This window comes from Tenacibaculum sp. 1_MG-2023 (assembly GCF_030547425.1).
Classification (GTDB): domain Bacteria; phylum Bacteroidota; class Bacteroidia; order Flavobacteriales; family Flavobacteriaceae; genus Polaribacter.
The window spans coordinates 1-21,454 of sequence record NZ_JAUORH010000029.1; the positions used below are offsets into that span (position 1 = coordinate 1).

The following is a 21,454-nucleotide window of genomic DNA, read 5'->3' on the forward strand; positions in this document are numbered from 1 at the left end:
ACTCTATTATTAGAATGATTAATAATGAGCCTATGACCTGGAAACAAATAAAACAGAACGTAACTTAATAACTCAATTGTTTTATCTTGGCTAACGCTTAATAAAAAAAGAATAAAATTGCTGTCAACTTCCTTTTCTTATTTCCTAAACAAGTTTACTTTACTTATAATGAAATACTGCAATATAATATTTATGTTATTACTTTTTCAAAGCTGTAATACAACTACACTTTCAGAAAAAGAAGCTAATAACATTTCAAATATACAAGTTGAAATATTGATTGAAGATGGTATTAAAAAAACATCGTTGAATAAAATTAATGCTTATATATCTAATGGTGAAAAAAGAATTATTAACGAAAATATAAAGGTTGTATTAAACGGAAAACCATTAAAATTGTTTGTTAGAACTGGAAATTATTACGATAAATATCCTGTTTATTTGACAGATAATCTAGTACGAAGAGAATCCTACTACTTTGAAATAATTTTACCAGACAGCACTAGATATCCAATAGCTTATATAAAGCCTAGTAAAATAACATCCGAATTCAATTTTCCAAAAAATATACCTTTAGATGAAGACTTCGTACTAGACTGGAAAACTAATAATATATCAGCAAATGTAGAATTATGGAAACTAGTACATCAAAAAGATAAACCAAATACGCACTCGGGAGGAAGATATGCAGAATCAACAATTCATCATACTATAAATACTGAAAATGGAAGCTACAAAGTACCAAAATTGTTTTATGAAGATTCTTTAACAATTGCTGATTATTTAAAAATTCGAATAAGCAGTAGGGAAAGTGGATTGACAAACCCTAAATTAATAACAAATAGTAAAGTTTCATATACTTATGTAATAGAAAAAACAATTAATTTGGAAAATTAATCTATCCTCGTTTTTTGTTATACAAAACCTTAAAAACCACTGGTAACCAACCCAATAAACTTCCAAATAAAATAATTAATATGGCAAGAATATATTACGACGAAAAAAAACTACATGGAAAATCGTTTAAATCAGCTATTCTTAATATCAATTCTTTCAAGTACATATTTGAAAATACAATTATTCCAAAAAACTTTCCAAAAAAAATTGAGTTTACTAATTCTAAAAAAGAGGTTTTTAAAACGTTACTTTTATATACCGACGATATTGAATATAATTCAAGCAAACGTAAAGTTTATATTCCAAATTCAATCATATTTTATGATTACGAAGATTATAACTTCCCTACAGAGTTTTATTTTATTGTTAGAATTGAAAACCAAATTGAAATAAGAAAATGTAATGGTGGGAAAGATGTAAAATGGTTTCATATTCCAGATATGCATAAACCTGTTTCTGATTTAAAAATTATAACTAAAGTAGAAGCTAGTTTCTCAGAACTCATTAAACTCGTAGAAGAAAATTTAAAAAGAGAAAAAAAATCAAATAAAAAAGTAAACACAAAAAAAGAGCGTCCATCTATAAACAATATTCAACGAGAAGCATACCAAGAACTGGTAGAAACATGTGTTTTAAACAAAAAAGAATGTGTTTTAAATCATATAAAAAACCTTAAAAACTATGATAATGACAGTGAATATTTTACAACACTTAATTATCTAATAGACCTTTTAGAAGATGACGATATTTCGTTTATAATACGATTAGACTGGAAAGCTGATATTAAAGATTTAGAATGGTTTTTAAAATCAACATTAAAAGATAATTATAACTTATCTATTGACTTACCCAGTCCTAATGATTATACAAAAAATGCATCTATTTCTTTTGATAATGTTTTTGAGGATTTCGACAGACCTTTAAGACAAAATAACCTTCAATTAGGTTTTATAGATACTCAATCAGACGAATATGTTTTTATTTTACATAAAATTACAGATAAAGAAAAAATACAAAAACTTATTAAGCTTATTGGATACAACTATTACGAAAAATAAAAGTTATTTAAGTTACAAACACTAATTATATAGTTATTTAATGAACTTAATTACAAACCACCCATATTTATCAACAATCATAATTATACTTGTTTTGAATTCTATAATTAAAAAAATTACACGAGCTAAACATTCTCCTCTTCTAAAGGTATTCTTATTTATAATGGCAATTATCTCTCAAGCTTGTAGTCCTTTTGCAGGTCCTGTAGATAAATCTATTTCAGACTCCTATTACTATTCAAAATCAAAAAGTAACATCTGTTATTCTCCTATGGGAAATTGGTTTGAACTGGGTAATACCAAAATAAATGCAGATGTTGAGAGCTTCAAAGTCTTAGGAAGAGATTTTGGAAAAGACAAAAATCACTTATACTTCAAAACTCATATTATAGACAACGAGGTAGATGTTGCTACTTTTTATGTTGATGATGACAATTACATCTGTTTTGATAAAGACCATGTATATAGAGCTTTAAATTATTTACCTCACGACTTTTCGCAAGCAAATCAAGAGAAAAGGCATTTATGGAAAGTTGCTAAAGCTAATCCTAGCACATTCCAAAAAATGGATAGCGATTGGTCTAAAGACGACAAACATTATTTTTATAATTATGTTCCTATTGATGTAGATTATAGTTCTTTTACAATTATAAATAATAACTTTGTTAAAGATAAAAATAAAGTATACTCGTTAAAAAATTATGATTTATTAGCATTAACAATAGATCCTACCACAACCAAAAAAATCAACAATAGATATATTGCCGACAAAAACAATATTTATGATTTTCAAGAGTATCAAAATGGTAAAATAGTAGATTCTTTAATCTCAATACCTTATCAAAACATCGATGATTTAACTATTTTAAAAGATAAATTTCTATTATTTGATAATAAGGTTATTTATGATGGAGTAAGGGTTAAAAAAGCTGATGCTTCATCTTTTCAAATAATTCAATTCCCTTATTCAAAAGACAAGAATCATGTATTCTATCACGGAGATATAATTGAAAAAGCTGACCCAAACACCTTTAGTATTTTTGAAACATCTTTTTACTCAAAAGATAAAAACCATGTATTCGTTTATGGGAAGCTATTAAAAGATGCTGATGTGGCTACTTTTGGGCCAGTAAATAAAAAACACTCTTTACTATATAAGGATAAAAATCATACTTATCGAGGAGATCAAATTGTAGAGAACAATTAAACCTACTATTGAATAGTAACTATTTGAAAACAAACATGAAATACGAATACACTATACTTTTTAGTACTTTTGTTACTCTATAAAAACTTACTTATACTTCTTAAAAATATAGAGAAGTCTTAATTCAAAAAAATAAAATGTCAATAACAAAAGAATCAGAGCTTATTGGAATGAAAAAAATTAGTGAAGTAGTTGGACTAACTCTTAAGCTAATGAGAAAATATGCTAAAGTTGGAATGTCTACCAAAGAACTCGACGAATATGGTGGTGAAATTTTAAAAAGTTACGGAGCTAAATCTGCTCCATATGTAACTTATGGCTTTCCTGGCTATACTTGTATTAGTGTAAATGAAGAAGCAGCTCACGGAATTCCTTCTGATAAAAAAATTCTAAAAGAAGGAGATTTAATTAATATTGATGTTTCTGCTGAGTTAAATGGTTTTTGGTCAGATAATGGGGGCTCATTTGTACTGGGTAAAGATATTTACAATCATCAACCTCTTGTAGATGCGTCTAAAAACATTTTAAAAAAAGCTATAAATAATATAAAGGGAGGTGTTAAAATAGCTGACATAGGGTATTTAATAGAAACTGAAGCTAAAAAATCTGGGTTTAAAGTAATTAAAAACCTAGCTGGACATGGAGTTGGAAGAAGTTTACATGAAGAACCAGAAAATATTTTAAACTATAGAGTAAAAACTAACCGAGAGCGATTTAGAAAAAATACTACGGTGGCAATTGAAACTTTTATCTCTACAAACTCAACTATAGCTGTTGAATTACAAGATGGGTGGACTTTGGTTGGAAATAAGGGAGGTTATGTAACACAACACGAGCAAACAATATTAGTAACAGGAAAAACTCCAGTTATATTAACAAAATCTAATGAAATTTGGGTTTAAGTAACTAGCTATTCTTAACACTAACTATTTTCTTTTTTTTTCTCTAATTAATAGTTATTTTAGTAATTGTTACATCAACTAATACAATACTATGGCTAAAAAAATAGGATTAAAAGAAGCAATTTCAATAGGAATTGGTGGTATGGTAGGCGGTGGTATTTTTGCTATTTTAGGTCTTGCTGTTTTGCTTGCTAAAGGAGGAACTCCAATCGCTTTTTTACTTGCTGGTATAGTAGCTTTATTAACCTCATATAGCTATGTGCATCTTTCAAAAAAATATCCAGATAAAGGTGGAACTGTAAAGTTTATTAATCAAGGGTTTGGTAGAACTATTTTTAGTGGAGCTATTAATAATCTTTTATGGATTAGTTATATTATCATGCTCTCGTTATATGCTTCTGCTTTTGGCTCTTATGCTCCTAACCTATGGGAAATAACTCAAAACAAAACAATCAATTTTCACATATACGCTAGTGCAATTATTATAATAGCTACAGCTATTAACTACTACAGCATTACCGTAGTTGGAAAAATTGAATCGTACGCAGTAGTAATTAAACTTATAATTCTTATTGGTTTTATTGCCATCGGAGCTTATGGACTAATAGGAAATACTAATATGGCTCAACTATCTATTAGTAACTGGGAAAACCCTATCAAATTATTTGCTGGTGGTATGGTTATTTTTGTAGCCTATGAAGGCTTTGAGTTAATAGCCAATGCTGCTCCCGATATTTTAAATCCTGAAAAAAACATATCAAAAGCTTATTACTACTCTGTAATATTTGTAATTGTATTATACATTATCATTGCTCTTGTTACTGTAGGTTCTCTCCCATTCAATCAAATTGCCAAAGCGCAGGATTATGTACTAGCAGAAGCCGCTAAACCAATGTTAGGGCAAGTAGGATTTACTATCATAACCATAGCTGCATTAATTTCTACATTTTCTGCTATTAATGCTTCATTATATGGGGGGAGTAAAGTTAACTATGAAATTGCTGAAGATGATGAATTACCACATCATTTTCTTGCCAAATTTTGGAATCAACCTATCGGATTACTAATTACCGCTATAGCAACTCTAGTATTAGTTAACACATTAAATTTAGAAAGTATTTCTACTGCTGGTAGTGTTGGGTTTATCCTTATTTTCGGAATTGTAAATTACGTAGGCTTTAAGCTTTCAAAAGAAACAAACTCTAATAAAGCAATTCCTTTATTAGGTTGTATTCTATGTACAATCGCCTTAGTAATTCTTATTAAACAGCAGCTAGAGTCTAACCTTACAGGTGTATTTGTTTCTTTTGGTATTATTAGTCTATGTTTTATTATTGAGTCGATTTACAAGAAAAACGAAACAAAAGCTATATAAAATGAATTCATTTTATATAGCTTTTGCCTTTGAGTAAGTTTTTATTCTTCCAATTTAGAATGTTCAGAATACGTACGCCATTTCTCTAAACAAGCGGTAATATCTTCAGGTACTTCAGAATCAAACTTTAGAAACTTCCCAGTAGTTGGATGCGTAAATCCTAAGGTTTTTGCATGTAAAGCTTGTCTTGGTAACACTTTAAAACAGTTATCTACAAATTGTTTGTATTTAGTAAAAGTAGTTCCCTTTAAAATAGTATTTCCCCCATAACGTTCATCGTTAAAAAGCGTATGACCAATATGTTTAAAGTGAGCTCTAATTTGATGCGTTCTACCCGTTTCTAACTTACATTGCACTAATGTTACATATGTAAGTCTTTCTAACACTTTAAAATGAGTAACTGCATGCTTACCATGTTCTCCCTCAGGGAAAACATCCATCTGAAGGCGATTTTTAAAGCTACGTCCTATATTTCCCTCAATAGTACCTTCATCTTCTTCAATATCCCCCCAAACTAAAGCATAATACAAGCGTTCCGTGGTACGATCAAAAAACTGCTTAGATAAATGTGCCATTGCATATTCAGTCTTAGCAACCACCAACAATCCACTAGTGTCTTTATCAATTCTATGTACTAAACCAGGTCGCTCATTTGAGTTCTTAGGTAAATTTTCAATATGGTGTATTAGTCCGTTAACCAATGTTCCTGAATAATTTCCATGACCTGGATGCACTACCATTCCTGCTCGTTTGTTCACTACTATTACTTCATCATCTTCATATACTATATCAATAGGAATGTCTTCTGCAACTAATAAGTTTTCATGAGGTGGGTATGTTAATACAACTCTCACAACATCCTTAGGTTTTACCTTATAATTAGGCTTAACGGCAATATCATTTACCAAAACATTTCCTGCCTTGGCTGCTTGCTGTATTTTATTTCGTGTAGCATTTTCAATAAAATTCATTAAAAATTTATCTACTCGTAATGGTACTTGCCCTTCTGTAGCTACGAACCTATGGTGTTCGTATAAATCATCATTTTCTATCTCTGGAGTGTTATCTTCCTGCATCAATCAATTATAAAAAATTAGTATCCATTACCATCACCTAAAATCAAGTCGATGGTTGTTTGTTTTGGTAACTTAGTTCCTGGTTCTATTTTTTGTCCGTTGTATTTTAATCCACGAACCACATCTTTTCCTATATCATGAACCCAAGTAACTTTTGTTCCTACCTTAAATCCAATAGAACGTAAGTGTGTTGTTGCTTGACGCCTTGTACGTCCGTTTAAATTAGGCACTTCCACATCTCTATACTTTGACGGATTCAAGGTTAAGTATATCTTACGCTTTTCTTTTACAAAATCACCTGCTTCCGGATCTTGTTCAATAATTGATTTCTTTGGATAATCTGGGTTATAGCTAGCACTATCAATTACCACAAAATCTAAGTTCAACTCTTCTAACTTTTGCTCTACGTCACTCAAAGACATTTTGTGCAAGTTAGGCACCTGTATTTTTTGATTATGATTCGTTGTAACTCCTAACCACCATTGTAAAACAAATACAAAAACAAGTATCGAAACAATTGCTATAATTACGTTTTTTAAAAAAGATTTACTTTTAATAAATTGAAATAAACCTTTAAACTTTTCTGTAAAATTACTCATATCATTTTTTTGTAAGATCGCACAAATTTACAGTAAAAATATTACTATTTTAAATTCAATAAGTCTTAAACGAGTTTTTTTGGTAAGTTTGTATAATCCAACAGTTGGATTTTAGGCAAACAATGATAAAAACAGTAATTGAAATACATTTGAAGTGAAAAAAAACATCGCTATTATTATGGGAGGTTATTCCTCAGAAGTAGGAATTTCTCTAAAAAGTGGTAATGTAGTTTACAAACATATTGATACAGAAACATATATCGCATATAAAATTCATATTTTAGAAGATAAATGGGTATATGTTGACGATAATGAAGCGGAACATCCGATAAATAAAAAAGATTTTTCAGTTGAAATTGAAGGACAAAAAATCACATTCGATTGTGTTTTTAATGCCATTCACGGTACACCGGGTGAAAACGGTGTTATCTTAGCTTACTTTGATCTTATTGGTTTAAAACACACCTCTGCCCCTTTCTATCAAATGGCTTTAACCTTTAATAAGCGCGATACCTTAAGCGTGGTAAAACAATACGGAATAGCAACTGCCATTTCTATTTATCTTAACAAAGGTGATGAAATAGACTGTGATGCTTTTATAAAAAAAGTAGGACTTCCATGCTTTGTAAAACCAAACGGGGCAGGTTCTAGTTTTGGTATTTCAAAAGTATACACAGAAGAAGAACTAATTCCTGCTATAGAAAAAGCTTACAAAGAAGATACTGAAATATTAATTGAAAGTTTTTTAGATGGTACTGAGGTTTCTGTAGGAGTAATTCAATATAAAGGAGAAACAAAAGTATTACCAATAACCGAAATTGTTTCTGAAAATGATTTCTTTGATTACAAAGCAAAATATGAAGGAGAATCACAAGAGATTACCCCTGCGCGTCTAACGAACTCTCAAAGAAAAAGAGTTAAAGAAGTTGCCAAACGCGTATATGAAATTTTAAACATGCGCGGTTTTTCTCGTTCTGAATATATTTTAGTTAACGATGAACCACATTTTATAGAAATGAATACTGTTCCGGGACTAACCGAAGCTAGTATTTTACCACAGCAAGCCAACCATGCAGGTATTTCGTTATCTCAATTATTCGGAAATGCTATTGAAATGGCTTTAAACGACAAAATATAATGAAAAGAGCAATTTTCCCTGGGTCTTTTGACCCAATTACTTTAGGACACTTAGATATTATTGAACGTGGCGTTACACTTTTTGATGAATTAATCATCGCAATTGGTGTAAATGCAGATAAAAAATATATGTTTTCTTTAGAAGAGCGTAAGCGTTTTATAGAGGAAACTTTTAAACACGAACCTAAAATAAAAGTACTTACCTATAGCGGACTTACCGTGAATTTTTGTAAAGAACAAGATGCTCAATTTATTTTAAGAGGTTTACGTAACCCTGCTGATTTTGAGTTTGAAAAAGCTATCGCACACACCAACAGAAAACTTTCTGAAATTGAAACTGTTTTCTTACTAACCTCTTCAGGGAAAAGCTATATTTCTTCATCTATTGTAAGAGATGTTATAAGAAACGACGGTGACTATACAGGACTAGTACCTGATGCTGTTAGAATTTAAACTTAAAAACGCCTTTCTTTTGAAAAAACTACTTGTACTATTTCTAACAATAACTGTTGCTTGTAAACAAAAGCCTACAAAAAAAATTACAGATTTTACAACACTGTTTGAAACCTCAAACGGAACAGAAACACCTACATATCAAAAAGTAATTTCTTTTTATGAAGGTTTAGCTGAAGTATATCCTGAAATTTCTTTGTTTGAAATAGGTACTACAGATATTGGGGAACCTTTGCATTTAGTTGTTTTCAATACTGAAGGGAAAATCGACGTCAAAGAACTTAAAAGTTCTTCAAAAAATAGAGTTTTAATCAACAACGGTATCCATCCGGGAGAATCTGATGGAATTGATGCTTCAATGCTTTTATTAAGAGACATCGTTCAAAACGATTCTTTAAAAAGCAAATACAAAAACTCATTAATTTGTGTTATTCCTGTCTATAATATTGGCGGAGCATTAAACAGAAATTCACATACGAGAGTCAACCAAAATGGTCCAAAAGAATACGGTTTTAGAGGAAATGCTCGTAATTTTGATTTAAATCGTGATTTTATTAAACAAGACACCAAAAACGCTGCCGCATTTGCTGAGATTTTTCATGCTATAAATCCAGATGTTTTTATTGATAATCATGTAAGTAATGGAGCAGATTACCAATATGCTATTACTCATTTATTCACTCAGCATAATAAATTAGGAGGAAAACTTGGTGAGTTTATTGAAACAAAAATGCGTCCTAAAATAGAACAGTCTTTGGCAGAAAAAGATATTATTATTACCCCATACGTAAACGTTTGGGGAAACACTCCTGAAAGTGGTTGGTCGCAATTTTTTGATTCTCCTAGATATTCTACTGGCTACACTACCCTATTCAACACATTAGGATTAATGGTTGAAACTCATATGTTGAAGCCATACAAAATTCGAGTAGAACAAACATATGAATTGTTGCTCTCTACTTTAGACTTTTCTGAAGAAAACAGTACTAAAATAAAAGATTTACGAGAAAAAGCCGTTGAAGAAATCATTAATAAAAAAACATATCCTATCTCTTTTAAAGTTGATAACAACAATCCTTCAGTATTAGATTTTAAAGGATATAAAGGAACTTTTATAGATAGTAAAGTTACCAACGGAAAACGTTTGTTTTATGATAGGACAAAGCCTTACAATAAAAAAGTTTCTTATTATAACAACTTTGTTTCTACCAAAGAAATTACCATACCAAAAGCTTATATATTAGAACAAGGTTGGCATGATGTTGTAGAGCGATTAAAAAATAACAAAATTGAATTTATCCGTTTTAAAAAAGACACTATACTAAATATTGAAGTTCAACATATAAAAGACTTCAATACTCGAAAAATGCCATATGAAGGTCATTATTTACACTATAACACTATAGTCTCAAAAAATAAAAAAGCTATTTCCGTTAAAAAGGGAGATATTTATATCCCAACGAATCAAACAGGAATACGTTATATTATTGAAACCTTAGAAACCGAAGCTGCAGATTCTTTTTTTAACTGGAATTTTTTTGATACTATTTTACAACAAAAAGAAGGGTACTCTGCTTATGTTTTTGAAGATATTGCTGAAGATTTCTTAAATAATAATCCTTCAATAAGAGAAGAGTTTCTTAAGAAGCTAAAACTGGAGGGAGATTTTACTAAAAACTCGCAAGCACAATTGTACTGGATTTATCAGAAAACGCCTCATCACGAAAAAGCACATAAGAAATTACCAATTTTTAAGTTATATTAATAATTTTTTAACCTCTTAATTACATTTTCATACATTTGCTACCGATTAGGAACTTGATTTAAATGAATAAAGAACCCTTAAAATCTGTTTGTAAGCAAAAAAATTTTGAAGAAATTTTTAATCAACACTCACAAACATTGAGAAATTATATATATTACAAATGTGGCGATACTCAGCAAGCTGAAGATATCGTACAAGAAGCATATATAAAGTTATGGAGCAATTGCGCTAAAGTTATTTTCGAAAAAGCCAAATCTTACCTATATACAGTAGCCAACAATCATTTTTTAAACGATATAGCACACAAAAAGGTTGTTTTGGAGCATCAAAAAAAAAACGTTTCTTCTGGTAAAACTAATGAGACACCTCAGTTTATTTTAGAAGAAGAGGAATTTCATATAAAGCTAAAAAAAGCAATTGCCGACTTGCCAAAAAAACAACGAGAAGTTTTTTTACTTAGCAGAATAGACAAAAAAAAGTATAATGAAATTGCAGAAATTGTTGGAGTCTCTGTGAAAGCAGTAGAAAAAAGAATGAGTAAAGCTCTGCTTACTTTAAAGGAGCAAATAGGTAAAGTATAACAAAAAATAATATTTGTATTAGGTAGGGTAATTAGTCTTCTACTTGTTTTTAATACAAATAGCACGAATATATAGAAAATGAATATAAACTATAAAGATGAAACCTTTTTAGCCAGATGGATAGCCAACGAGCTATCAGCTGAAGAATTGAAAGAGTTTCAAAAAACTGAAGCTTACCATCAATTTAAAGCCATTGATGATGCTTCGCTATTATTAAAAACTCCCTCCTACAATAAAAAGGAGGTTTTTAATAAAATTATGAAGAACATAGAGTTTGTAAAAACTAACAAAAAAGTGGTGAAGTTAATCCCTACTTGGTTGTACGGTGCAGTTGCTTCTATAGCTTTATTAATTAGCTTTTTATACTTTAATAACAGTACATCTAATTTTTCTACAAATTATGGAGAACAACTAACAATTACGTTACCTGACAATTCTAAAGCTCATCTATCACCTAAATCTACAATAACATATAAAAAACAAAACTGGAACGATAGAAGGGAATTATCTTTAAAAGGGAAGGCTTTTTTCGAAGTGAAGAAAGGAGAATCTTTTACTGTACAATCTAATGGAGGTAATGTAACCGTACTAGGAACAAAATTTACTGTAAATACTTCAGAAAACTATTTTGAAGTTAAATGTTATGAAGGTAAGGTAAAAGTTACCTCAAAAAACAAAGAAGAAATTATTCTAACTAAGGGAAAAGCTTATAGAAATTATAGTAATTCTAGTGAAAAGTGGGGATTTGTAGATGTTTTTCCTTCTTGGATAAAAGGAGAAAGTTCTTTTAATAATACTCCTCTACTTCAAGTAATAAAAGCTTTAGAGAATCAATTCAAATTAAAATTTGACGCTTCAAAAATAGATACCTCTCAACGCTTTACTGGTACTTTTACACATGAAGATGTTGATATAGCGTTACAAACTGTTTTTGCTCCTATGAAAATTTCTTATAAATTAGCGGAAAATAGTTCAGTTATATTGACATACAAGTAAATGAAGATAAAATTAAGTATACTTTTTATATGCTTAGCGATGTCTATTTTTTCTCAGGAAAAGGTAGACATTTCTTTTATTGATGTTCCTTTATTAAATGTTTTAAAAGAAACAGAAACCTATTTTGGAGTAAAATTTTCTTTTAATACTGAAGTTATTAATGGTAAAAATATCTCTTTTAAGAAAAAGGAATGTGAACTTGTGTATCTTATTAGTGAAGTTGAACGTCAAACAGCTTTAATTTTTAATCAAGTTAATGAACGTTATTATTATATAACAAAAAGCTCAATCTCCAAATCAAACGAATATAATCTTTTAAAGGAAGTCCTCGTAACTAACTATATTACCTCTGGTATTAATAAAAAAAGAGATGGAACTATATCTATTCTTCCAAAACAATTAGGCGTTTTACCAGGGTTAACTGAACCAGATGTATTAGAAATTTTAAAAATTATACCTGGTGTACAAAGCCCAGACGAAACAGCTTCAGGAGTATACATAAGAGGTGGAACACCTAATCAAAACTTAGTTTTGTGGGACGGGATAAAAATGTATTATTCTGGGCATTTCTTTGGTATGATTTCAGCATTTAACCCGTATACTACCAAAGAAATTACCCTCTCTAAAAGCGGCACAGGTGCAAGGTATGGAAACAGAGTATCGGGTGTAATTGATATTAAAACTACAGAGAAGATACCAAGTAAAATAACGGGGAACTTTGGTTTGAATATGACACATGCAGATGCTCTTCTTACCATTCCTTTTTCAAAAAAAACGGCGCTATCTTTTTCTGCCAGAAGGTCTTTTTCTGATGTTTTAAAGACATTTACTTTTAATAAATTATCAATGCGTGTTTTTCAAACATTTGATGATAATCAAGAAAATCAAATCATTGATAAGAATATTAAATTTGATAGAGATAATGAATTTAAATTTTCTGATTACACTACAAAGTTTGTATATAAACCTAATGAAGATGAGTTTTTAAGTGTAAGCTTCTTACACACAAAAAACCAAATGTTTAATAACTTCATAATTCCAAGGTACAAAGACAAATACAATGATAAGTTAGATATTAATAACACTGGTATAAGTGTAAATTGGAAAAAACAATCCTCTAAAAAAAAGATTCATAATATAAAAAGTTATTTCTCTAATTTTCAGCTTGATTATGAAGGAAATTATAACTACATAGACAACTACCTAATTTTATTATCTACCAAAAGCAACTCTATAACTGATTTTGGTCTTTCATATAATATGAATTATTCTTTTAATGATAAAACAGATTTATTTTGGGGCTATGACTTTACATCTACCAAAGTAGCTTATGAGTTAAAGTATTCTATAGACTTAGAAAATGAGAACAGGTATTCTTCATTACAAGAAGATAAAGGAACAAATAACACACATTCAATTTTTACCGAATATTTATACGATAACAATAACTGGAATATAAATTCAGGTGTACGATTTAACTACTTTTCTAAAATCGATAAACTTGTTTTAGAACCCAGATTATATTTTGAAAAAAAGCTTACATCAAGTTTAAGTTTCAAAGCCTCTTTTGAACAAAAGCATCAAACATTGAGTCAAATTATAGAGTTTCAAACTTCAAGGTTAGGTTTTGATTTAGAAAACCAAATATGGGCTCAGGTAAATAATGAAAATATTCCTCTACAAAAAAGCTTACAAATTTCTACTGGAATGCTTTTTAATAAAAGTAACTGGAAAATAGATATTGAACCTTATTATAAAAAGGTTAGCGGAATGACATCACAAACAATCGGTTACAACGATCAAACCAGTGATTTTTCTAACGGTAAAGGAAAAATATATGGTATCGATATACTCATTAACAAAAAGTTTAATAACTACAGAACTTGGATTAATTATTCCTACACAAAAAATAGGTTTAAATTTTTAGACTTAGAGAATACATTTTTTCCTGCAAATCATGATATAACCAATTATTTTTCTTGGTCTCATGCTTATAAATTAAATAACTACGAATTCTCTCTTGGATGGATCTTTAGAACTGGTAATCCTTATACAGCTATTAAAAGATTTTATACTGATGACGAAGGTGCTCCTCGTATTATCATAGATTCAGATAATATCAACGGACTCAGACTAACTAATTATAGTCGATTGGATGCTTCAATGACCTACTCATTTAATTTCTCTGAAAAATGGAAAGGTAAATTAGGTTTCTCCTTACTTAACATTTTTAATAAAAAGAATATTTTGAATAGAACCTACAACGCTATTCCAATTAGAAATTCTGATAATGAAATTGGGTATAAACTAAAGGAAGTAGATAAAATTTCTTTGGGAATTACCCCTAACTTTGTTTTTAGAGTAAATTTCTAACAAAAAAGACTCTACAAAATATGTAAAGTCTTTTTTTAGTTTAATAATTTCTATATTGTTTTGTTTCTTCAAAAATGTGTTCTAAAATTTGTTTTTCTCTTTCATCAAATTCAATACCTCGTCTTTTCATTACTACTTCAGCAACCTCAAAAACTTTATTTGTTTTATATTCAGTAAAACCTGAAGCTCCCCCCCAACTAAACGATGGAACAAAGTTTCTAGGAAAACCACTTCCAAAGATGTTAGCTGAAACCCCAATAACTGTTCCTGTATTAAACATAGTATTAATTCCGCACTTTGAATGATCTCCCATCATTAATCCACAAAACTGTAATCCTGTTTTAGAAAAACGACCTACTTCATAATTCCATAACTTAACTTCAGCATAATTATTTTTAAGATTTGAATTATTACTATCCGCACCAATATTACACCACTCTCCTAACACTGAGTTTCCTAAAAACCCGTCATGCCCCTTGTTTGAACATCCAAATAAAACTGAATTGTTCACCTCTCCTCCTACTTTACAATAAGGTCCTAAAGTAGTTGCTCCGTAAATTTTTGCACCCAACTTTAACACTGAACCCTCACACATAGCTAAAGCTCCACGCACAACTACTCCTTCCATTATTTCAGCTTTCTTACCAATATAAATTGGACCTGTCGAAGCGTTTAATGTTGCAAAAGTTAGTTTAGCACCTTTCTCAACGAAAATATCATTTCTATTAACACAATTAACAGTTTCTGGTATTGGTTGAGACTTTCTACCTTCAGTTATTAAATCAAAATCAGCTCTAATCGCTTTATCATTCAATGAAAAAATATCCCATGTATTTTTTATTTGAATGATATCATCTTCAAATTCAATATGCTCATAAGCAGAAAAATCAACTTCTTCTTGAGTATCTGTTGTAAAAAAAGCAATAACATCTTCACCTTTAAAAATAGCTTGATTAACTTGAAGGTTTTTAACCATTTCAACCAGAAGTTTAGTTGGTAGAAAAGAAGCATTTAATAATACATTTTCTTCCATTTCAACCATTGGGTATTTCTCTTCTAAATACTCTTCTGTTACCGTTGTTGTAGTTAAACCTAAATACTTTTCCCATTTTTCTCTAATGGTTAAAATCCCTACTCTAATATCAGCCACTGGTCGTGTATATGTGAATGGTAATAAGGCTGTGCGCACATCACCATCGAATAAAATATAATTCATATTAATCATTTTTTGAAGCAACACAAACTTACCACTTTCAATTCATTTTACAAGTCAAAATATAAACCTTACTTTTGTTATTATATATGCTTCAATATGTTACTATGAAAAAAATTTTAGGTTTAATTTTAGTTGGTATTACTGTTATAGCAGCGCTATACTACGCTTTTATTTATTTTGTTCCTTACAGTGAAGGAGTTCGCTCAGGTGAACTAATAAAAATTAGCTACAAAGGTGTGGTAGTAAAAACTTGGGAGGGTGAAATTAGCCAAGGTATTTCAGGCGCACAAATTTTTTCTTTTTCTGTAGAAGATGGTCAAAAAGAAGTTATTAAGAAGCTTCAAGAATACCAAGGTCGTTATGTAAAAGTGACTTATAAAGAGCGCTTCGGAACCTTCTTTTGGTTAGGTGATACAAAACATTTTATAACCCATGTTGAAGAAGAACAATCTCCTCACTTTAGAGGAATAAAAAAAGACAATGAACAATAATAGTTATAGAAACATAGAAGATACTCATATTACTATTGCTGAGTTAATGCTTCCTTCTCATGCTAATTTTAGTGGAAAAATTCACGGTGGGTACATTTTGAAGCTTATGGATCAAATAGCTTTTACCTGTGCCTCTAAACATTCAGGAACTTATTGTGTAACAGCATCAGTAGATACTGTTAACTTTATCAATCCAATTGAAGTTGGCGAACTAGTTACCATGAAAGCTTCTATTAATTATGTTGGTAAAACTTCAATGGTGGTTGGTATACGAGTAGAAGCGCAAAATATACAAACAGGAAAGACCAAGCACTGTAATTCTTCTTATTTTACTATGGTAGCTAAAAAAGACAATGGTGATAATGCCAAAGTTCCAGGAATTATTATCAATCACGATAATGAAATGCGTCGATTTTTAGAAGCTATTCATAGAATAAAAATGAAAAAAAATAGACAAGAAAAGTTTGACAACGATAATTTTACTGCTAAAAACTACATTGAAGAGCTTAAAAATTACAATGTAAAGATTGAATTATAACTATGCCTGAAATTATCGATTTAAGTCAAGATATTTTTGATGGAATGCCTGTTTACAAAAGCCTTCCTCAAGTTAAAATGTCTGTACACAACACCCATGAAGAATGGGACAGAATTGAAAATCCTACAACCAAAACTCCTGCTGTATATAAACTAGAAATGGGAGAGCATACAGGAACTCATGTTGATGCTTTAAACCATATGGCTGCCAAGCATGAAGGAAAATCTATAGATACTATGCCCCTCAGCATGTTTTATACCGAAGGAATTTGTTTAGATTTTTCTCATAAAAACTTACAAGAGCTAATTACTTCTAATGAAGTAAAAGAACAACTAGAAAAAGAAAGACTTAGTATAAAAGAAGGTGATACTGTTCTTTTTTGTACAAACCATTATACTAAACATTTTAATACTGAAAACTGGGGAAAAGGTCCAGGTATTACAGCTGAGTGTGCTGCTTGGTTAGGTGAACAAAAAATTGCTGCGTTTGGTGTAGAAACTATGTCGCCAGGGGTTCCTAAAGTATCCAACAAAAAAGTACATCATATTTGTGGAGAAATGGGTTTTACTCATTATGAAAACATGGTAAACCTAGATAAACTATTAGGCAGAGGTAGATTTCGTTTCATTGCTTTACCTTTAAAAATACGAGGAGGAACAGGCTCTCCTGTAAGAGCTGTTGCTATTTTTGAATAAACAAATCCCTTAACTTTTACTTATCCATACAACTATATAATTATATAGATAATACATTGTTGACTTGCTCTCCATAGTCATACTTCTGCTCTTCTTTTAAAGGAAAAAATACACCTTATCTACAACATATAACCTGTGGAAAAAGAGGGAAAATCCCTCCTTCAAAACTATCCTTTTACATTCTCTAAAAAACAAACTCAAAAGTAACTTTGTAAACTAATAATCAACTCATTAACCTAAAACTATTATAATGAAAAAACTAACAATTGTAATAATCTGTTTACTTATGAGTAATTATTTGTTTTCACAACAAGTAAACATTAAGTATAACGTTAACAATCACACCCTATCAGGTAAATTAAACAGAGCCTCTATTTCTTCAGTTATAAAAGAATTATCTAAACAAAACTTTCTTTTATTCATAGTTGGAGACAATAAAAACTTTAGTGTCACAGGTCAATTAGCAAACACATCTGTTGATCGTGCCCTTTCAGAAATCATTCCTTCCAATATCAAATACTTTTATAAAATCGACTCTAAAGAAGGAGAAATAAATATGGTTTCTAAGACTACTAATAACCTAGTAAGCCTAAAAAATTCAAAATTACTCTTACTGAAACAAGCAAATGATAAAAATAAAAATATAGACAAAAACAAACCAAAATTAGGAGTTAGCACTAGCTTACTTCAAGTAAAAAAAATCAACACTTTTAAAAACATAAAAAAAGTAAAAGATCCTTTTAAGCCTAAAAATGTAAGGTTTAGAGGTGCTACAGCAATGGGTAAATTTGGAGGAATTAAACCTGCCTCTTCTAGAAGTATTAGAAAAATTGACAATCTATCTCCTGAACTAAGCTTGCAAAACAAAAAAAATAGGATAAGTAAAAAACACTTAGTAGTAACATATAAAATTACTAATAATGGAATGACTCCTGTTTCAAAAACTGAAGTAGAAGGTAGTTATTCTCTACCTACAGAAGAATCAGGTAATTGGGCAATCATTGGCTTGGATGGTAATAATACCGTACTTGCCGAAACTTTTGAAAACCCTCTTAGTTATAGAACTATTTTTGATCCTAAAAAAAGTGATCATAAAGAGTTTACTGCAAATGAAGCTTACGTTTCTGTTAAGATGCCCATTAAATACAAATCAAAAATAGCTTCAGAAAAATTAGACCTTAAGCTAGTTAAGTTTAAAGATGTTTCCAACGCTAAAAATGTTTTACAAAAAGTAAAGAGGAAACAGTTAAGAAAAAGTGATTTAAACACCTCTTTTCAAATCTTAAAAACAGCTCCAAAAGCTGACTTTTCTAAGCTTAAAAAAATTACTAACCAATAATCAGAAAAAATGAAAAACTTATATAAAACATTAATAATATTAATGTCCTTTCTAACTGTTATAGCCTATTCACAAACAAAAAAGACTTTACTTTATAACGGAAGTTCAGCTTCAAAATTTGATATTGTATTCATGGGAGATGGATTTACTTCGTCTAACCAAAGTGAATTTAATAACTTGGTTGCTGATTATTTTAAAGCGATGTTTACCCATGAAAACGGTAACTTAGACAACGTTTTATCTGAACTACAAGATGCTTTTAATGTACACAGAGTAAACTTAAACTCAAGTCAATCAGGAGTAACCCAATACACATGTGATAATGATGATTGTAGTAATAACCCTGATAGTAACAGAAATACAGCGCTAAATTTTAGATATTCAGGATGCTGGAATTGTTGTTGGATGTCAAAATCTAGTAATACTGATACTAAAATTAACAATGCATTAAATTCTGTTGGTTTATCTGGTGCTGATTTTGTAGTAGTTATCTTAAACGAATCTGGTTTTGGAGGTTGCTCTTATGGTAAAGTTTTATCTATTACTAAATCTACTAGCAACAATGTACTATTACATGAATTAGGGCACTCCGTTGGTAAACTAGCTGACGAATATTCTAGACCTGGTTGTTTTAGTGGAACCAACCCTTCAGCAGTGAACGTTGATAAAAATAACAATCCAAACAAGTGGAATAAATTTGCTAGAAGCACTGTAACTACTGGATCTCCATCAGAATATAATGTAGATGGATTTGAAGGTGGACGCTATAATACAACGTGTATTTACCGTCCTTCAACCAATAGTACAATGAGAGGAAATACGAACCTATTTAATCCACCAAGTTATAACGAATTCTGGAAAAGAAATAAATCAAAAAGCAATTACAATTTTAACAAACCAATAATAGGTAATTTTCAAGGAAACAGCTATAATGATGTCGTGCTTCACTATGGAAACTATATTGCTGCCTACCCTACCGAACACCCAAAAGGTTTTACAGGTAGTGGAGCAAACATAACACGTCCTGCAAACTCTTATATAACTACTAAAACTGTTAAAGGTTCAGGTGGTACATGGTATATCTCTTCAAAAGACAGATTTTATGTAGGAGATTTTACAGGTGATGGGTATGATGATCTGCTTGTATTCTACCCAAATAATCAATATTCAAGATTAGGAATATTAAAATCTACTCCTGACGGATTCGAATGTATTAAAAAGATATATTATAATCTTACTGGTTGGCAGATGCGTAATGGAGATCAGTTTTTTATTGCTGATTTTAACGGAGATGGAAAAGATGATTTTTACATTTTCAATGCTACTAACTGGAATCAAGGATATATGGGAATGTTCAGGTCAACTGGTAGTAACTTTTCTTATGTAAAAAGATATGACAAATATTTACCTGGTCATTACATGAGTTCTACTGACAAATATTTTGTAGCCGATTATACAGGCGATAATAAAGAAGAGTTAGTATTATTCAATACGAGTTCTAAAGTTACCAGAATGTTTAAATCTACAGGAAGTTCACTAACAAAAACCAAAGAATATTTTGCCAGTTTACCAGGCTGGACAAGCAAGTCTGGTGATAAATACCATATTGCTGATATTAATGGAGACGGAAAAGATGACGTATATATTTTTAATGGTACTAACTGGGGGCCTGAATATCTATTATTGCTTAGGTCAGATGGAAACGAATACAAATATATTAAAAGATATAATGATGCTTTACCAGGTTGGAACATGAATAACCATGATAAATTTTATGTTGCTGATATTAATGGTGATGGAAAAGACGATTTATATGTCTTCAATAATCAAGATTGGTCTACTCAATACTTAGGACGTGTAATTACCAATGGTAATACAGTTAGTGTAAATTATCAAAGCGACTGGGTTGGCGGTTGGAATCTTGGAAGTAGTGATAAATTAATTGTAGACGACCGTAAAACAGGAAAAGATAACTTATTTATACACAATACTAACTGGTTTGCTTACATGTGGCCAGGTTCATCTAACATGTATATAAAGGGAATGTATAAAGATTATATACATGCTTTTAAATATCATGATTATGGATGGTATTAATACAGTAACTTTATAAAAAAAGAGTAACGCGGCTATAATTAACCGTGTTACTCTTAATTTTAAGAAACTCTAAAGTATTTATTATGAAACATTTTGCTTTATTTCCTTTAATTTTTCTATTCCTTGTTTTAAACTGTAAAAATTATTCTTCTAAAAAATCTCAAAACGACTTTAACTCATCACAAAGTATTTCTAAAACTCAAGATTATTATTTCACTGTTAATTTTGAATTTACAAAAGAGGATTATCAACTAATTTCGAAGTCTCAAAATGAAGGTGATTTGTTATTTGATATCCAAACTCCTACTGATATGTTTTTGGTAGCGTATAAAAATAAAGAATTATTCTTTTACAGTGAACTAAATGATCCATTAACCATAAGACCCGTGGGAGAACGAGAAATGGAAAAAACTATAGAAAATGGCTCAGAAAACATCAATTTACCGAAAAAGTTTGCTCGAAAAAACAATATCAAAAACCTTGAAATCTATATTTATAAAGTAAATGGATATATTGAAGACTTTGATACCGAAGTTTATTCAAAAGAAAAGATAAGTCAACTGGAAAAAGAGAAGCTCATTAAAAAAAAATATACTATTAACGCTAAGCAATTAGTTAACTTTTTAAATCAATAAAAAAATCCGAAGGTTAACCTTCGG

At 30.0% G+C, this 21,454-nt stretch carries 20 protein-coding genes; 17 read left to right on the forward strand and 3 right to left on the reverse strand.

The genetic code is table 11. The features are described from left to right. The first annotated feature begins 192 nt into the window (after positions 1–192). From Q4517_RS14430 to Q4517_RS14450, 5 genes are all read left to right on the forward strand, one after another. On the forward strand, positions 193–897 hold the full coding sequence (locus Q4517_RS14430; RefSeq protein WP_303510838.1) for a hypothetical protein: 705 nt from the start codon (positions 193–195) through the stop codon (positions 895–897). Between the two features lie 80 nt (positions 898–977). Continuing rightward, on the forward strand, positions 978–1,955 hold the full coding sequence (locus tag Q4517_RS14435; RefSeq protein ID WP_303510846.1) for a hypothetical protein: 978 nt from the start codon (positions 978–980) through the stop codon (positions 1,953–1,955). Positions 1,956–2,118: 163 nt separating this feature from the next. Continuing rightward, entirely contained in the window at positions 2,119–3,162 is a 1,044-nt protein-coding gene (locus tag Q4517_RS14440) for a DKNYY domain-containing protein (RefSeq protein ID WP_303510848.1), read from the forward strand. A 137-nt stretch (positions 3,163–3,299) separates the two neighbouring features. Beyond that, positions 3,300–4,064, forward strand: a complete 765-nt coding sequence (gene map, locus Q4517_RS14445) for a type I methionyl aminopeptidase (RefSeq protein WP_303510851.1) — start codon at positions 3,300–3,302, stop codon at positions 4,062–4,064. 91 nt (positions 4,065–4,155) lie between these two features. Then, entirely contained in the window at positions 4,156–5,439 is a 1,284-nt protein-coding gene (locus Q4517_RS14450; protein ID WP_303510854.1) for an APC family permease, read from the forward strand. 41 nt (positions 5,440–5,480) lie between these two features. Here Q4517_RS14450 and Q4517_RS14455 read toward each other — a convergent pair whose 3' ends face one another. Continuing rightward, positions 5,481–6,515: an RluA family pseudouridine synthase gene (locus tag Q4517_RS14455; protein WP_303510857.1), complete on the reverse strand. Its 1,035-nt coding sequence runs from the start codon at positions 6,513–6,515 to the stop codon at positions 5,481–5,483. 17 nt (positions 6,516–6,532) lie between these two features. Next, on the reverse strand, positions 6,533–7,114 hold the full coding sequence (locus Q4517_RS14460) for a PASTA domain-containing protein (protein ID WP_303510861.1): 582 nt from the start codon (positions 7,112–7,114) through the stop codon (positions 6,533–6,535). A gap of 154 nt (positions 7,115–7,268) precedes the next feature. On the opposite strand from Q4517_RS14460, the gene Q4517_RS14465 reads away from it, so the two are divergent. The 6 genes from Q4517_RS14465 (at position 7,269) to Q4517_RS14490 (ending at position 14,419) form a co-directional block, all read left to right on the forward strand. Beyond that, positions 7,269–8,252, forward strand: a complete 984-nt coding sequence (locus tag Q4517_RS14465) for a D-alanine--D-alanine ligase (protein ID WP_303510863.1) — start codon at positions 7,269–7,271, stop codon at positions 8,250–8,252. After that, positions 8,252–8,704, forward strand: a complete 453-nt coding sequence (coaD, locus tag Q4517_RS14470) for a pantetheine-phosphate adenylyltransferase (RefSeq protein WP_303510865.1) — start codon at positions 8,252–8,254, stop codon at positions 8,702–8,704. The genes Q4517_RS14465 and coaD overlap by 1 nt, the downstream gene beginning before the upstream one ends. Before the next feature lie 19 nt (positions 8,705–8,723). After that, positions 8,724–10,469 carry a M14 family metallopeptidase gene (locus Q4517_RS14475; RefSeq protein ID WP_303510867.1) on the forward strand — a complete coding sequence of 582 codons (1,746 nt, stop codon included), beginning with the start codon at positions 8,724–8,726 and terminating at the stop codon, positions 10,467–10,469. A gap of 62 nt (positions 10,470–10,531) precedes the next feature. Next, a complete protein-coding gene (locus tag Q4517_RS14480) occupies positions 10,532–11,050 on the forward strand; it encodes an RNA polymerase sigma factor (protein ID WP_303510868.1) in 519 nt (172 codons plus the stop codon). Positions 11,051–11,128: 78 nt separating this feature from the next. Further along, positions 11,129–12,046, forward strand: a complete 918-nt coding sequence (locus tag Q4517_RS14485; protein ID WP_303510871.1) for a FecR family protein — start codon at positions 11,129–11,131, stop codon at positions 12,044–12,046. Next, the gene (locus tag Q4517_RS14490) at positions 12,047–14,419 is read left to right on the forward strand and encodes a TonB-dependent siderophore receptor (protein WP_303510874.1); all 2,373 of its coding nucleotides are present in this window, start codon (positions 12,047–12,049) and stop codon (positions 14,417–14,419) included. 40 nt (positions 14,420–14,459) lie between these two features. Here the strand turns inward: Q4517_RS14490 and Q4517_RS14495 are convergent, their stop codons facing one another. Further along, positions 14,460–15,635, reverse strand: coding sequence for a GlmU family protein (locus Q4517_RS14495; protein WP_303510876.1), 1,176 nt, complete (start codon positions 15,633–15,635; stop codon positions 14,460–14,462). A 104-nt stretch (positions 15,636–15,739) separates the two neighbouring features. On the opposite strand from Q4517_RS14495, the gene Q4517_RS14500 reads away from it, so the two are divergent. From Q4517_RS14500 to Q4517_RS14525, 6 genes are all read left to right on the forward strand, one after another. Further along, the gene (locus tag Q4517_RS14500; protein WP_115901465.1) at positions 15,740–16,126 is read left to right on the forward strand and encodes a 6-phosphogluconate dehydrogenase; all 387 of its coding nucleotides are present in this window, start codon (positions 15,740–15,742) and stop codon (positions 16,124–16,126) included. Next, positions 16,116–16,664: an acyl-CoA thioesterase gene (locus tag Q4517_RS14505; RefSeq protein WP_303510882.1), complete on the forward strand. Its 549-nt coding sequence runs from the start codon at positions 16,116–16,118 to the stop codon at positions 16,662–16,664. Before Q4517_RS14500 ends, Q4517_RS14505 begins: the two co-directional genes overlap by 11 nt. 2 nt (positions 16,665–16,666) lie before the next feature. Continuing rightward, positions 16,667–17,359, forward strand: a complete 693-nt coding sequence (locus tag Q4517_RS14510; protein WP_303510885.1) for a cyclase family protein — start codon at positions 16,667–16,669, stop codon at positions 17,357–17,359. Positions 17,360–17,609: 250 nt separating this feature from the next. Next, the gene (locus Q4517_RS14515) at positions 17,610–18,698 is read left to right on the forward strand and encodes a hypothetical protein (RefSeq protein ID WP_303510887.1); all 1,089 of its coding nucleotides are present in this window, start codon (positions 17,610–17,612) and stop codon (positions 18,696–18,698) included. Positions 18,699–18,707: 9 nt separating this feature from the next. Continuing rightward, entirely contained in the window at positions 18,708–20,795 is a 2,088-nt protein-coding gene (locus Q4517_RS14520; RefSeq protein ID WP_303510889.1) for a M64 family metallopeptidase, read from the forward strand. Positions 20,796–20,878: 83 nt separating this feature from the next. After that, positions 20,879–21,430, forward strand: coding sequence for a hypothetical protein (locus Q4517_RS14525; RefSeq protein WP_303510891.1), 552 nt, complete (start codon positions 20,879–20,881; stop codon positions 21,428–21,430). Positions 21,431–21,454: the final 24 nt, after the last annotated feature.